9 protein-coding genes and 1 pseudogene are annotated in these 16,192 nt (G+C 39.4%); 8 read left to right on the top strand and 2 right to left on the bottom strand.

Features of this window, described 5'->3' with window-relative positions:
• Positions 1–16 precede the first annotated feature (16 nt).
• Positions 17–973, top strand: a complete 957-nt coding sequence (locus tag CK510_RS12195) for an SDR family NAD(P)-dependent oxidoreductase (protein WP_095721962.1) — start codon at positions 17–19, stop codon at positions 971–973.
• 242 nt (positions 974–1,215) lie between these two features.
• Here CK510_RS12195 and ybiA read toward each other — a convergent pair whose 3' ends face one another.
• Together ybiA and CK510_RS12185 are read right to left on the bottom strand one after the other, a co-directional pair.
• Entirely contained in the window at positions 1,216–1,674 is a 459-nt protein-coding gene (gene ybiA / locus CK510_RS12190) for a riboflavin biosynthesis intermediates N-glycosidase (protein WP_095721961.1), read from the bottom strand.
• Between the two features lie 60 nt (positions 1,675–1,734).
• Complete coding sequence (locus tag CK510_RS12185) at positions 1,735–4,446, bottom strand: sialidase family protein (protein ID WP_095721960.1); 2,712 nt, start codon at positions 4,444–4,446, stop codon at positions 1,735–1,737.
• A gap of 103 nt (positions 4,447–4,549) precedes the next feature.
• Here CK510_RS12185 and CK510_RS12180 point away from each other — a divergent pair.
• From CK510_RS12180 to CK510_RS12150, 7 genes and pseudogenes are all read left to right on the top strand, one after another.
• Positions 4,550–5,968, top strand: a pseudogene (locus tag CK510_RS12180) (cytochrome c oxidase subunit I); the annotation flags it as partial.
• Positions 5,969–6,055: 87 nt separating this feature from the next.
• Positions 6,056–6,646, top strand: coding sequence for a cytochrome c oxidase subunit 3 (locus CK510_RS12175; RefSeq protein ID WP_095721959.1), 591 nt, complete (start codon positions 6,056–6,058; stop codon positions 6,644–6,646).
• A 69-nt stretch (positions 6,647–6,715) separates the two neighbouring features.
• Positions 6,716–7,186 carry a hypothetical protein gene (locus tag CK510_RS12170; protein ID WP_095721958.1) on the top strand — a complete coding sequence of 157 codons (471 nt, stop codon included), beginning with the start codon at positions 6,716–6,718 and terminating at the stop codon, positions 7,184–7,186.
• A gap of 464 nt (positions 7,187–7,650) precedes the next feature.
• Positions 7,651–8,280, top strand: coding sequence for a cysteine dioxygenase family protein (locus tag CK510_RS12165; protein ID WP_095721957.1), 630 nt, complete (start codon positions 7,651–7,653; stop codon positions 8,278–8,280).
• Between the two features lie 117 nt (positions 8,281–8,397).
• Positions 8,398–8,859, top strand: coding sequence for an ArsC/Spx/MgsR family protein (locus CK510_RS12160; RefSeq protein ID WP_095721956.1), 462 nt, complete (start codon positions 8,398–8,400; stop codon positions 8,857–8,859).
• Positions 8,860–9,854: 995 nt separating this feature from the next.
• On the top strand, positions 9,855–12,464 hold the full coding sequence (locus CK510_RS12155; protein WP_095721963.1) for a GTPase family protein: 2,610 nt from the start codon (positions 9,855–9,857) through the stop codon (positions 12,462–12,464).
• A 181-nt stretch (positions 12,465–12,645) separates the two neighbouring features.
• Positions 12,646–16,020, top strand: a complete 3,375-nt coding sequence (locus CK510_RS12150) for an acetate and sugar kinases/Hsc70/actin family protein (protein ID WP_095721955.1) — start codon at positions 12,646–12,648, stop codon at positions 16,018–16,020.
• Positions 16,021–16,192: the final 172 nt, after the last annotated feature.

Below are 16,192 nucleotides of genomic sequence, written 5' to 3'. Positions count from 1 at the left end.
ATTATAAACGGTGACAATGAAAAAACTTGAAGGTCAAGTCACACTAGTAACAGGTGCTACACGGGGAATTGGGAAAGGAATTGCGATCGCACTCGGTGAAGCTGGTGCTATTGTGTATATTACTGGACGTAGCTTGAATAATTCCAATTCCAGTGATGATATTTCTGGTAGTCTTTTAGACACAAAATTAGCTGTAGAAAAAGCTGGTGGCATATGTATTCCCGTTCAAGTCGATCATAGTGACGACGAGCAGGTAAATATGCTGTTTCAACGTATCGAAACGGAGCAGGATGGAAAGCTAGATTTATTGGTAAATAATGCTTATTCAGGAGTCAAAGTATTAACAGAAGCTCAAGGAAAACCGTTTTGGGAATGCGAACCGAGTCTTTGGGATGCTTGTAACAATGTTGGTCTTCGTAGTCATTATATCGCAAGTATGTTTGCCGCTCGCATGATGACGCAACGCAGACAAGGACTAATTTGTACTATTTCCTCCTGGGGTGGGTTGTCCCATATATTTGGTGTAGCATACGGTACTGGGAAGTCAGCGTGCGATCGCCTAGCATCTGATATGGCTGTTGAGTTGAAGCCGTATAATGTCGCTTCTATGGCAATTTATCCCGGTATTGTTGGTACAGAGCAGTTTAATAGTATGGCAGATGAAGGAGAAAATTCATTATTTCGCGATCGCTTTAATTGGGAAACTCCTTTGTTGACGGGGAGGGTAATTGCTCAACTGAAGAGTGAAGCAGATGTGATGCATCGCACAGGGAAGGTACAGATAGTTGCAGAATTAGCTCGGAAATATGGAATTGTTGGTGAGGATGGAGAGCAACCTGCATCTCTTCGTTCTTTACAGTTTTTGTTACCGTCTGCATTTGCAAAGTTGAGAAATTATGCATCATTTATACCTGATATCAAAGTACCTTGGTGGTTATTGTTAGTTAGTACTCTTAGTTCTCCGAAAATTTAACTGAAAATAGCTTTGAGTTTGGCTTTTAAACGCAGAGGGAAGAGGAGGTAAGCGCAAAGTTACGCGGAGAGAAGTTGCTCTTTTCACCAAATTTTGGGAACTTGATTTAGTTGTAGTTGTAGTTGTAGGTTGGGTGGAGGTTTTACGTAACCCAACATTATTTTATATAATTAATATAATATTAGAACTATGAATTGACTGATTTTACCCTTAATAAGGGTGGGAAAACCCCACCCCTACGATTAATTTGGGATAATTGATTTATTGGTGTTGCCTAATTCTTTGCGTACATCCATCAGAATTTTTCCCAGAATATTCTTGCCGCTACCATCTTTTCCACATCCCCAATAATAATCTCCAGGTGCATTTTCAATAATTTCCTCATCAAGTGTTGATAATAGCAATTCCTGCAACTGTTGGTGAGTTTGAAACTTTTTTAACACCGCTTTATACATAATCAAATCTTTCACTTCCTCCCAATCTTTACGAAGCGGCATTTTGCGACTTCTTCCCAATTCAGCAGCGATTTTAGGTGTGGCAGCAGTTCTAATTTTCTCACGGTAGGCAGTATCCTCAAATTTTTGTGATTGAAAATAATGCTCCGTTGTTATCCACCAAAGTCGATCTAATTCGATTCCATGATGGGAAAAATTAGAAAAAGCACCATATTCTTCGTTAGTTGAATAAAAGTAAATAGTCATAGTAATTTGTAATTTTTAATTTGTAATCTCCGTATAAATGCGATATATCGCGTCTCTACATTACGTTTTACCTACCATAATTCCTCTTCCCGTCAATGTCACATATACCAAATTAGAGGTACGCATATCGCCTTCCATATACGTGATTCCTGGAAATTGTAATACATCTGGGTCACTAATTGGAACCCAAGTTTTACCCATATCTTGAGATTTATACATAGTTTCTTTTGTGGTATTTCCTACTTTACCAAATATGTAAATATATGGTGTCTTTGCCGATGTTCCTTTACCAAAAGTGACAAATTCGCAACTTTTTACCGATGTGACAATATTAAAAGTCTTACCCCCATCCGTAGAGCGGTACAATGGATTAGGGTTTACATCTTCGGGATTACGGGCAAAACTCATCCAGATATCACCTTGCTGGGTAGGATTAGGTACGATCGCAGGACGAAGTACCCAACTAGGGAATTTTTCAGCTTTGCTTTTATACCAATTTGCTCCACCATCATTACTGTAATAAAAAGCACTGCCATCAAAGTAATAAAAAGTCTTACCTTGGGAGTCTTTTCTATCTGCTGCTAAGATATACGAACTTACCCACGGGTTAATACTATTTCCCCAAGATTTGGGTAAAGCATCGTAATGCAGATGGTCATTATTCTTTTGATCCAAGGGTTGTGGTTTGGGTTGATGGTCGAGATTTCGGGATAATTGCCAGGTTTTGCCACCATTGATAGTGTAATGGGTCCAAGTTCCCCAAGTCGGTGTCCAAACCATATTTTGGGGATTGGTTGGAGAGATAGCAATTTGTCCTGCGATCGCACTAACTTTTTCTTTCCCTGACTTATCTTTTTTCCACTGTTCCTCAGTCGGAATAGTTGGAAATGCTTGCCAAGTTTGACCGTTATCGCTCGATGTGCCATGTATCCCCCAAAACCCTTGCCATTGGTGAAAACCCACAAAGGCAATCCGATCGGGATTGTTGTAGGAATAGTCCATTCCCGTTGCTGCTGCTACATGGGGGAAGGGTTGGGGGTAAGTTGTCCAGTCGGGATTTGCCCATTTATTTGCCCATTTAAAAGCGGGATTAATGGGTATATTTTTAGGACTGATACTTGCGGTGGGTACTTGGTTGTGGTTGAGGTGTCGAAAACCAATTTTATCTTGGACTGCACTGATTAAATCTGCACCTCCCTGGGATTTGGGTTTAGGTGGAACTCGCACCATGTTGGAGTCCAATTCTTCCAAATTATTCATGATCCATTTGTAGGAGGGATTTTTTGCGATCGCATCGTCAGTGCGGGCAACTCCCCAACCATTTGTCCACCATACTTGTTGGGAATTACTGGGGTTAATGGTAATCGAAGCTGCACCTGTGGAAGCGTATGCTTGGTAGTAGCCTGGTGCGGAAGTATTTATGGTATCTTTGGGGTGATTGGCATCGAATGCACCCATTGTCATTGTTTGTTTATTCCAAGTTTTGCCTGCGTTGGTGGAACGGTAGACAAATTTGTCGGATATTGCCATGAGGGTATTTGCTTGATTAGGTTGTACTGTTACCCCTGAATAGATTCGTCCTTGTCCATCGGGAGTAATTTCTGTCCATGTGCCATTTTCATATTTACGTAGACTGCCGGAGGTGTTTTTACCGTTACCACCGATAGTTCCGAAAGCTACGTATAGCGTACCATCATCTGCGATCGCACCTCGCAGGGGATTATCAGCACCTTGGATATTTTGCCAAGATTTTCCCCCATCTCGACTTTGCCAAACTCCGCTACCATGAACCCCGACATAAATATTTTGAGTGGGTTGAGTTTTGTTTCCTGTGGATTTGTCGAATATTACAAATGTGAAACCGGGTATATCTTCGTTATCTTTGCCGTCGGGTTTTGTATATTCTGGTAAACTACTTGCGGTGGGTAAATCAGTTGTGACTTTTACCCAATCAGCATTACCATCTTTTTTCCAAAGTCCATGACGACGGGAAGCAAAGTAAACTAAACCGGATTTATTCGGATCAACCGCTAATCTTTCCCCTGTATCGGAACGGTATGCTTGATTTGCACCAACATATATATTATGTTTGCCTAATCCCGTTGGTTGCCAAGAGTCTCCCCGGTTATCGGAAACCATGATTTCACCGGAATATTTATATTTTTGCTTGCCATCTCCATCTTGGAAGCTGGAATTGTAGCGAGTCATAGCTGCATAGATACGGGTAGGTTTGGATGCATCAATAGCAATACTTTCGACTCCGATTCCTCCTTTGGAAAAATTAGTATTAAACATATCCATCAAGGGAAACCAGGAATTGTTGATGGGATTAAACCGATAAACTCCACCAACATCAGTTCGTATATATACATCATTAGACATCTCCGTTAAAGCCTCTCCCCGAAGCGGAGAGAGGTTTGGAGAGGGGTCTAGAATTAATTTTCGGAGATGTCTATTGGGTGTTTGCGGGGATATTACTAACCCTGTCACGTAACCCATCCCCTGAATATTCACATTTTGCCAACTAAATAAATCTTTTAACTGGGTATTTTTACGCTTACGTACTGGTTGAGGGGCTTTAGGTTGTAATAAAGTTGGTTGATATGTGGAAATTGGTGATTCTAATTGACTTCCATTCGTGGATGGAGAGTTTTGTACAGATAATTTCTGTCCGCAAGCATTTGTGAACAAAAGCGTTAGAAGTATCAACGCAGACAAAGCAAATAAAGAAAGTTTAGATTTATTAGATACCAGTAAATATGGAAATTTCATAAAATCAAACCAGCAGTACACAAAAAATCGAAACCCCTGTAGAGACGAGATACCTCACGTCTCTCTATATTCAATCAGATACATGTAGTCATGAATATAACGGCATCTACAAATCTATATCTTTCTGTGGATTGTACCAAGTGCGATTGGTGGATTTGGCAATTATTTAGTTCCCTTGATGCTAGGGGCAAGGGATATGGCATTTCCGAAACTAAATGCGATCGCATTCTGGCTAAATCCACCAGCTGGACTTTTGCTAGTTGCCAGTTTCTTTTTTGGTGGTTCCCAGTCGGGTTGGACAGCATACCCACCACTATCACTAATTACAGCCCCAATTGCCCAAACATTATGGATTTTGGCGATTGTGCTTGTGGGAACTTCTTCAATTTTGGGTTCCCTCAACTTTGTCGTCACCATCTTGAATATGAAAGTCCCTAGCATGAAATGGGATCAACTTCCCCTATTCTGTTGGGCAATTTTAGCCACCTCGGTTTTAGCACTGGTATCAACTCCTGTACTTGCCGCAGGTTTGATACTACTGCTATTTGATATTAACTTTGGGACATCATTCTTTAAACCAGAAGCAGGTGGAAATGTGGTTCTTTACCAGCATTTATTCTGGTTTTATTCCCATCCCGCAGTCTATTTAATGATTCTGCCCGTCTTTGGTGTCATGTCCGAAGTCATTCCCGTTCACGCACGCAAACCCATCTTTGGTTATAAAGCGATCGCATATTCCAGCTTGGCAATTTGCTTAGTTGGTTTGGTTGTCTGGGTTCACCACATGTTCACTAGTGGTACACCTGGTTGGATGCGGATGTTCTTCACCATTTCTACTTTAATTGTTGCTGTACCCACGGGTGTAAAAATCTTTGGTTGGGTAGCAACCCTCTGGAAAGGTAAAATCCGCTACACCAGCGCCATGTTATTTGCGATTGGTTTGCTATCGATGTTTGTCTTCGGTGGTATTGGTGGTGTCACTCTGGGAACAACACCTTTCGATATTCACGTTCACGATACGTACTACGTGGTTGGTCACTTCCATTACGTGCTTTTTGGTGGTTCCGTCTTTGGTATTTACTCAGGTATTTATCACTGGTTTCCCAAAATGACGGGACGAATGTTGAATGAAAAATGGGGAAAAGTTCACTTTGTTTTGACCTTTTTTGGAACCCACCTCACATTCCTACCGATGCACGTACTTGGATTGAAAGGAATGCCCCGTCGTGTTGCCATGTACGATCCACAATTTGCATCAATTAACCAGCTTTGTACATTGGGTGCATTTTTACTCGCAATATCAGTGATACCCTTCACCATCAACATAATTCAAAGTTGGAGACAAGGTGCGATCGCGGGTGATAATCCCTGGAATGCACTCACTTTGGAATGGACAACTTCTTCACCACCAATCATTGAGAATTGGGAAGTATTACCCGTTGTCACCCACGGACCATATGACTATGGTACGACAGACTACCATCGTGCTGATGGACTGCTAGATATAGTTCATCGGGCATAATGTAATGCAAATTAGGGCAAACAACCGTTTGCCCCTACGATATCCTCGAACGCAAACTGTATTTAAGCCTTCTATTCCTAAATTTTTATGACAATCGCAACATCAAAAGATACATCTCATCATGAAGAACACCCAGATTTACGGGTTGTGGGTTTATTAACCTTCCTCATTTCAGAATCATTAATGTTTGGTGGATTTTTTGCCACTTATCTATTTTTCAAAGGTACAACACCTGTTTTTCCTCCCCAGGGAATCGAAGTTGAGTTATCTTTACCTGCGATTAACACGGCAATTCTGGTTTCCAGTAGCTTTGTAATTCACCTGGGAGATGCGGCAATTAAGCGTAATAGCGTCTGGGGAATGCGGTTTTGGTATTTTGTTACCGCGATTATGGGAGCGATGTTTTTAGCTGGTCAGGTATACGAATATCAACATTTGGAATATGGTTTGACAACAAACGTATTTGCCAACTGCTTCTATATCATGACCGGATTTCACGGTTTACATGTCTTCATTGGACTGCTATTAATCTTAGGTGTGTTGTGGCGATCGCGTCGTCGAGGTCATTATTCTGCTACTAAACACATCGGTATTGAGATGGCGGAAATTTACTGGCACTTCGTTGATATCATCTGGATTATTTTGTTTGTTCTGCTGTACGTTATGACTCAGTTTTAACTCAGTTTTTAAATTTGGTAATGGGCATTGCCCATTACCCGTTACCCATTGCCTAATTTCCTAGTTATTATGCTTTCTTGGTTCCAAGTTCCTGAAGATGTCAAGCAGTTATTAATACTTGCTGCTGATAATTGGCAAAACACATCCGTATCTGAAGAATATTTAAATCAAGCTTTAGCGAAAACAGATGATTCTATCGATGTTTTAGTTGCTGCATATCGCTATTTTTACTACAAGAATAACTATCAAATGGCACTTCAAACAGCCAGTAAAGTTATTAATAAAGTCAAAAGTACTGAGAATCTTCCCGATAATTGGGAACAATGTAAACCAATTTTACTTAATCGTCGAGAAGATGAAAAAATCAGGTTATATTTAACGGCTTATGCTGCTTATGGTTTAGTTTTAGCAAAACTCGGAGATATTGAACAAGCGAAAACAATTTGTATGCAAATCAAAGAAGTAGATATCAAAAATGAATTTCAAAGTGCTAGCATTTTGCTTGATATTCTCACACGTCCACCTGAAGAAGATGATTGATATTTAATATCTCCACAAAACGCTTCACGTAAGCTAACGCATTTAAGGTTATTTGAGGTTTTCGCATGGGGTTAGAAGTCGGGTTACTGGGTTAGTCGTGCTGAAGAAAGAGATTTATCATGGGGGGAGGAACCCGACTTCCTGGGTTTGTTGTGGGGAGAGAAGTTGAGAATTTTAAGCTCACAATATTTTGAAAAATAATGTTACCTATGTACAAATTATAAAGATTATAAATTATGAACAATATCTGAAAAAATCAGATGAAAGTGATAAATTAATAATTAATTGTTCTCTGCGCTCCAAAATATATTTAATTTGCTCAAACCCTCGATGTATATCAAAGTATTGATGCTTTGACAAAGAAATCATCATTGTAAATTTGAACATACGATACTAAAACTAAGTTCCATAAGCTCTTTACTCTTATTAGCAGGGCATTAAAGGCTTATAAACTCAGGATAAGTATGAAGAAAAATCGAGATTGGCTTGTAACAGGTAATGGTCAGTATCAAGCCTGTAAAACTGCTCGTGAATGGGATTTACTGCGGGAAAATTATCGAGTTCATCGGTTTTTAACTGAACTTGAAAATCTGTTAATGGATACGGAAGATGAATCAAAGTATCTTCCGGAAATTCGGACATTAGTAAGGAGATTAATTGTCAATTCTTACTGGGTACAAAGTCAGTATTTAGAAGCTTCTCCACAAACAGGAACTTCGGTTTTAGTTTTATATGATGAGTTGGGTTTTCCATTTACAGTGCAAACAGTAACATTTGCACCAGGAACCAAATCAAATATTCATAATCACGGAACTTGGGGAGTTATCGCTATATTAAAAGGTCAGGAAAAAAATACATTTTGGAAGCGTGAATCGAATCCAAATTCTGAAGGTGGTATTGAGCAAGATAAAATTGAACAAACTGGAGATTTAACTCTATTTCCTGGTGACATTATTAGTTTTACTCCTGATGCTATTCATTCTGTGGAAGCAATCGGAAATGAACCAACGGTAACTTTTAATATTTACGGGGAAACCGATCCCACACAAAGACTTGAATTTGACCCAGTAAACCATATTGCCAGAAGATTTTAAAGAATAGTTAGGAATTATGAGTTAGGAGTTAATAGGTAATTAAAGATTTTAGTGTACTTGTAACAAATAACTACTAACCACTAACTAATTAGTAAATAATACAAAGGAGAGAATGTAATGGCAAAAGTTATTTTTTACGAAAAACCTGGTTGCAAAAATAATACTAAGCAAAAAACCCTATTAGTTGCTGCGGGACATGAGTTAGAAACATATGATATCCGTACTTATGCTTGGACATCTGATACATTGCGCTTATTTTTTGGAACTCGTGCGATCGCAGATTGGTTTAACAAAGCTGCACCTAGTATCAAATCGGGTGAGGTGGTTCCCGAAAAAATCGATGCTGATACCGCATTAAAACTAATGATACAAGACCCTTTGTTGATTCGTCGTCCCTTGATTCAGGTTTGCGATCGCAGGGAAGTTGGTTTTGATATCGACCAAATCAATGCTTGGATTGGACTCACTCCTATTGATGCTTCCCAGAAAGCTATCAGTGATGAACTAATGCAGCAAGATTTACAAGGTTGCTCCCACGGTGGTGAGCATCATCACGAACACGGTAAATGTAAGCATTAATCTTATATTTCTCTTTTCTGCATATCTTCCGCAATATCCCTGACTTCTCTAATACCAATTACTTGTGAAGCTGCACATTATTTCGATTCCTCCAACCTCCCCTACCCTGCGGGAACGCGGTAGACGCTGAGTCGCAAAGCGACACGCTGCGAGTAGCTTGCTTCCACGGAGTGGTACGTCTTCTCGTAGAGTAGTGCGTATAGTAAGGGGAGGTGCCGCAGGCGGTGGGGTTATTTTATGCATCTTCATATTAAAATGGTATAAGAAGTTGGGGATATTAAATAAAATATATTTTTTATACATTGACTTTTATTAAATAAATGAGAGTGTAATTGTTATCAATAATTAATATGAAAACTAATATCCCTGATGAATAAAATTATCTGAAAATGTTTGGCGAATTATAAATAAGTGGTTATACTATGTCTTAGCTGTAGTGAAAAACTGGAAATCTTCACCACTGCTGGATTTTCGTAAAATATGGTTGCATCAGTTATACTAAAAAATCAACATTACTATTCCGTGTAAATGTCGATGACAAAAAGTCAAAGTTAATTTGCTAATTTTTAGTTACATTTGCTACTGAGAAACAATTAATGAAATAACCAGTCAAATGCTGTATTGTTGCTGTTTAAGCTTGTTCTGGGTGCATTCGAGATTATGGGAGTTTCATCACTAAAGTGATATTTTTGTCTATAATTGCCAGTGAATTATCTGCTTATTCACAAAATGTTATTTGCTGGATATGGGAATTTGTACGGATTTTAAATCTTAATGATGAATTAATTAATTAATTGAACTGCGCCAAATTTGGAAATAATCATTAAAATGGGATATTTGTTTGGGTATATTAATTTCGCTGAATAAGTAATATATAAATTATTCTGGCATCAATGAATAATTCATAAAAATGAATGAAAAGTGCCATTTTTTATCCAAAAAACTGTGTATCTGTAACTGCGACTGGGGAAAAACTCAGAAGAAAGGAGCGCACCATGAAAAGCGATATGACTGTAGAACAATTGCGTCGCTATAAAGACTATGGGGAATCAATAATTCAGTGTTTACACTTGGTTTCCGAAAATCCTCCTCCCTCCCAAGCTTGGGTACAAACAACGATTAATGAACAAATCCAAAATCTTCGTCACTATGCTCAAAAAACCGTAGAAATAGCTTCTTCTCCGGTGAAAATTGGGATTATGGGGGAGTTTAGTAGCGGGAAAACATTATTACTCGGTAGTTTAATTGGGTATGCTGATGCTTTACCAGTTAGCGAGACTCCGACTACTGGAAATGTGACAGCAATTCATCTTGTTCAGCAATCCGATTTACAAACTACTAAAGTTGGTCATTTTGTTGTCCAGTATTTATCCCATGATGGAGTACGTGAGTGTTTGCGCTACATGCTCAAGGAAGTCGAACAACGTGCGATCGCAGCGAAGTTCCCTTCATCACCAATTGCGACTTTGCGAAGTTTGCAACCAACCACTTTTGTTGATGCCAAGAGTATTTTGACATGGTGCGAGTTAGCTTGGAATCAAACCCAGAGTTTGGAGTTGCGTTCTTTACTGCGGGAAGTAGTGATTTTTGTGCGTACTTATATGTTGTACGGTACGGATATATGCGATCGCAGTTACCAAGTGGAGCATTCCATCGCTAAGAAGGGTTTGCGACTTGCGGATGCACCGATGAATATTCTGGAAATGGAGTTTGAAAAGATACCCACACCCTATCGACGCTGGAATAATTTACTTGACCCCTCTGCGGATGATTTACAACAAACATTCTCGTTGATTGCACGGATTGATGTGACGGTGGAGGTATCGCGGGAAGTTTGGGATTTATCTTCTTTGCAGGGGACGAATGAGTTTATATTACTGGATTTTCCAGGTTTGGGTGCGGCAGATTCTAGCGTGCGGGATACGTTTTTGTCCTTGCGTGAGTTGAATGAGGTGCAAACAATTTTACTCTTATTGAATGGGAGATATCCCGGTGGTGGAACTGCGGCAAAAATTCGTAGTATGTTAGAACGCTACAAGGGTGAGGATTTGAAGGATCGGATTATTGTGGGGGTAGGTAGGTTTAATCAATTACCTCTATCAACTAGTGATGAAAGAACCTTGGATGTACTGGTACAGCAGGTTTCCGAACCTGGTGATGATGCTGCGATATTTTCGGTGTTTAATGAACCACTTTCGGAAGAGATGGTTTTGGAGCAAGTGCCGATTTTGCAATTGATTATGGCAAGCTCTAGTAATTTGACTACGGAGAAAAAGAATATTGTTTTGTTGTCTCAGTTACATGGTTTGAATAAACTTGCGGAGATTTCACGGGTTGTACAGGTTTGTTCTCCTGAGTTTTTACCAGATTTGGAGATACCGAATAAGTTAGATGAATTGCGATCGCGTGACAAATGGGAGCAGTTGAGCGAACTTTTACCAGTAAATAGCATTTTAGCGAAGCAACTGAGTGATTATGTTGATGATGGGGGAGTTGGCAGGTTGCGTTCTTTACTTAGGGAACATGTGGCAATTCATGGGATGAAGCAGTTAGTTGAAGATGCACAAAGAACTGCGGAAGTGCTGCGGAAGGAACAACTGAATTTGGAGCATTCTTTACAGGAAATCACTGCTTATATGCCAGTGGTGGAAAATCCTTCTTTTGTGACTTTGCGGCAAGTAATTGAGAATTTGGTGACGATTTATCGGCAATTTCAAGAAGATTTGGATAAGCAACCTATTATTACTAATCGGAGTGGGATTTCGGTAAGTGACATTGTGAAGGATGAACTCACAAATAAGATATTTTTTGATTGGAGTGAGTGGACTTTATTACTCGATCGGACGAAGAATGGGATTATTTCTTTAACTAAGAGTGAGAGGTTTTTTGAGGAAGATGATTTTGACGATTTGATTCCGACTCAAAGCGAGGATTTCTATCCTGCATTTGTGGAAACATTGCGGGAAATGCAAGCTTTTGCCCATGACAGGATGACGGAAGCTGTGATTGATTTGTTTGCGAAAATATCGCGGAATGTGGAACTTGAACGTAGTAAGTTAAATTCGATTATTTTGCCGGAGATGGAACAGTATATTCTCCATAATTTTGGGAATAAACAAGGTAGAGTTTATCGAAATTTATTACGTGCGATCGAACCTGTTAGTAAATGGCAAAAGTTAGTTGTCGATCGCAGTGGTTTGGGGGGAAGTATTACAGCTATTGATGCTGAGACTTTGTTTCCCTTAGCGCAGAAAGATAGTAATCATCATAAAAGTCAAGTATTTGATTGGAGTCTGGAGAAAAGGTATTCGATTCCTGCTCGTCCATTTAATCATCAAATTGCGGTTTTAAGACTAAGGGATGAAATTACTGCGAGTTCGGGGTTGCATTTGGTTCAGTATGTGAGTGAGTTAACAAAGCAGGTTAAAGCTTCTTTTAATATTGCAACTAAGGAAATTGTTGATAGTTTGCAGGATTTACTTAAGTCGAAAAATGAACCTTTACTCAGGTATATTGCAGCAGGGGAGGAGCGTAGTACTGCACAGCAACCTCCTTGGTTGGAAGCACTTTCCCAGGTTGTGACTATTTCTTATCCGGAGAATTAAGGTGTAGGGAAATGAATGATTCTCGCACAAAGACGCAAAGGGGTAAAGAGGCAAAGGGGTAAATAGGTAAAGAATTGTTGTAAATTCATACTCTGATTCTGTAATGTTAATAATTTTCCTAATTCCTCACTTCTAACTCCTAACTCTTAATTCCTAACTCCTAATTCCTAACTTTTAAATAATGCCGATAAAAATTGAACTCTTAAATCGCTATCAATTACGTGCAAAGGAAAATAATTTACTAGTTTTACCTGTTATTGAAATTAAACCTGCTGAAAGCACGAATTTACCCTTTATTTCACGGATTCAAATTACTGTTGCGGGAATGCCAGAAGACTTAGCGATCGCAATTCAAAGTGTGTATCGTAGTGTCACTTTTAGCAGTAGTAATCTGTTGAAATTAACTAGTCCACAACGGTTAAAACAAATAGAATGCTCTTGGAGTAAAGCTTTGCCTGCGGGGGTGAATTGTATGTTGGTGGTGACAGTCGAATATTTTGACTCCGATGCTAACGCAAATCCCCTGTTGACTGCGATGAAAAAAACAACCGCAGAGTGCAATATTTGGACTTTTGCGAATGAATCTCCCCGCTTTCAAATGACTGCACAATTGATTCCCCCCGAACCGAAATCTATGAAGTCAAATCTTACTTATCCCGGTTGGTTTGCAATCGATTTTGGTACTTCCAATTCTACTGTGACACTTTATGACCCAAAAGTGATTGTTACACCCGATATCTTACCCAGAGAACAAGAAGCGAGACTACGCGATCGCATTTCTGTATGGTTAAATCATCGTCCAGTTGAAGAGGTTCCCGGTACAAATCGTGCAGCATGGGAAACTGAGTGGCAGAAGTTTTTGAGTGAGTTAGGCAAGGATTTTCCTAATACTCGTGATGCAAATCGTTACAATTTTGGCGAGATTTTGCTACGGGGTATTAGTAGTACACAACTACTCGAAGTGATTCGGCAAATAGAGATATGTTTAGGAAAACGCTTAGATTGGTTTCGACGTGTTGCCAGCAAAAATTTAAACCAGATATATCATGAAGTCTTTCGGGTTCCAGCATTAGAATGGCAAAGTTTAATACCAGTAGAGCTAGATAAAAATCGCCGTCAGCATGAGATTCCTAGTGAATTGGAAGTCATTAATGTAGAGGGAGGTGTATTTAAATCGACAATCGATCGAGTTAAAGTGGTTTTAGGGGAACAAGCAAAACAACATCGTTTAGATGCGATTCGTGGTGGTGAAGATGATATCGAAGGCAGATTTTTACATTCACCTAAACGTTATTTTGGGCAGGAAAGAACTTGTAAAATTACTTTGGATGGGAATGTCGAATCCATACCAATTAACACACTATTACAATCAGCATACGCACATTTAATTGAATTAACCGAAAAGTATCGTCAAAGCAATGCCGGAAAATGCTCAGAAGGAAAATTTTACCGTGCAGTGGTGACATACCCAACAATTGCATCACCATTTGTCAGACGGGAAATTGAAAGCTTAGTACAAAAACTTGATATTGTAGACGTGCAAATGGCTTATGACGAAGCCGTTTCTGTAGCAATATTCTTCTTATGGCGAGAATTTGGTGGTGATTTGAATGTAGGAATAGAATCCTTCAAAAGTCGCTGTCGTAAAGATGGAGAAAGGTGGTGGCAAAACGTCCTAGTATTAGACGTAGGGGGAGGAACAACCGACTTAGCCCTAATTCGATTAAGCTTGGAAGAAATCAATCCCTTTGAACCAGGAGAAGACAGAGGAGATGGGGGAAGATACTATAAACTTACACCAAAATTACTCGGTTCATCAGGACATTTACAACTAGGTGGTGAATTAATTACCCTACGAATATTCCTATTATTAAAAGTAGCTATTGCAGATTGTTTACTAAGTGCAGTTGCCGACGAAAGATTAGCCAAAGACATCTTAAAAGTACAACCCGAAGAATTGAGCGATCGCTTCCTAATTAATGGCAAATTCCAACCATATTCCCTACTAGAATGCGTCGATAAAGAAATTCGTGAAGACGAAGCATATAAAGAAGCACTCAACGCTGCCGAAAAAGTCATCCCTACCCGTTGGAAAAACTCACCAAACCGTGCCCAGAGCTTCTACACACTGTGGGAACATGCAGAAGACGCAAAATTAACATTAGGGCAAAAACGACAAAAAGACGTACCCGAACCGCTATATGTTATTGATGGACATAAAATCGCCGAAATCCTGGCACAAAGCGACATTCAACTACCAAACACCATCCTCGATAACCTCAGCGTCACCTTAACAGTCGAGCAATTTGAAAAAGCAACCATACCAGTAATCAAAGAAGCAGTTGCGATCGCACAAGGATTAATCGAAAATGCCCTTGGTTCTAAATCAACAAAATCCCATTACAATACCGAAAAAGAACAAGTCGATTGGTTAATTCTTTCCGGTAAAACCTGTAACTTAGAATTAGTTCAACGCGAACTTTACCGTGTTTTCAGTCAATCAGATTATTTCATTTGGAACAACGAACGAGTCACATTTGAACCCGAATATACCAAACTTGCCACATCAGCAGGAGCATGTTTTGCTGAAAAACTTCGTCAACTTGGTTTTGCCCCCAAAGAATCCAAAGAACTGCTACGAAAAGGAGCAAACCAACTATATATAGATGTCAAAAACCTATTTTACTTCCTACCTTGCTCCTTTACCCGCGAAGTAATTGGAGCTAGTCCAGAACCAATATTTCATGCAGGGCAAGAACTGTATCAACTCGAAGCAGAAGATGGTGTTGCCAAATTTCGTAGTGGTTGGCAAGGAATGCAGCTAACTAATAATATTATCCGTCAAGACTTTGAAAATATTAAACCGCAATTGTGGGGTAGTTTCAATGGTGATGCACTTCGTAAAACACTGACGATGAGCGAAGATACATTTAAAAATCAAATTAAAGTCCAGTTTGAAATCAATCAAAAACTAGAAATTGATTTGCTACTTTGTCGTGGTACACCACACTACTTTATCTCTAAAAATATTCCCCACATTGATGCGGCTAAAACTATAAATATCGCCACTATTATTACTGAAGATAACAAAGTCGTAGGAGATATTGCAGTAAACGTCGTCGAATCAGCAAATGCATTAAAAACAGACGCTCACACATTACTATTCTCCGGTGAAAAAGATTACAGATACTCATTACAAACTTTTCGTGACGAAGAAGAAACCACATCAGAATTTACCGGATTAATAGCTGAACTACCACCATTTCCCGTAAGTGGAAAACACACATTTTACTTTCAATATCACAACCCCAAATCAAACCAATGGGAACTAATTGGAGAACTACCCCAACCGCAAATTAGCAACGAATATCCCTGTAGATACTACGTTTCCCTCACATCCAAAGGATTATTGCGTGTCCATGCTTTTGAAATACCCTATTGGACATCAAATAGTTCCGATTGTCTACTACAAGAAGGATGCGTATTTAGAGATACCCTACAACCCCAACCAAATGACATCGAAGCAAAACGCGATCCATTTTCAGGAGAACATTAATAGTAGGAGTTAGGAGTTAGAAGTTAGGAATTAGAAGTTAGGAATTAGGAATTAGGAATCAGAATATCGTAATCCTAAATTATTTATAAACCTCTTCTTCTTCTCTTCTTGGCGACTACCCTGCGGGTAGGCACGGAGTGACTTCCGAAGGTAGCTGCTCCGCATCTATGGC

Source organism: Brunnivagina elsteri CCALA 953 (assembly GCF_002289455.1).
Lineage (GTDB): Bacteria > Cyanobacteriota > Cyanobacteriia > Cyanobacteriales > Nostocaceae > Brunnivagina > Brunnivagina elsteri.
The sequence above is the reverse complement of the archived record's forward strand: the minus strand, read 5'-3'. Positions and strand labels throughout refer to the sequence as shown.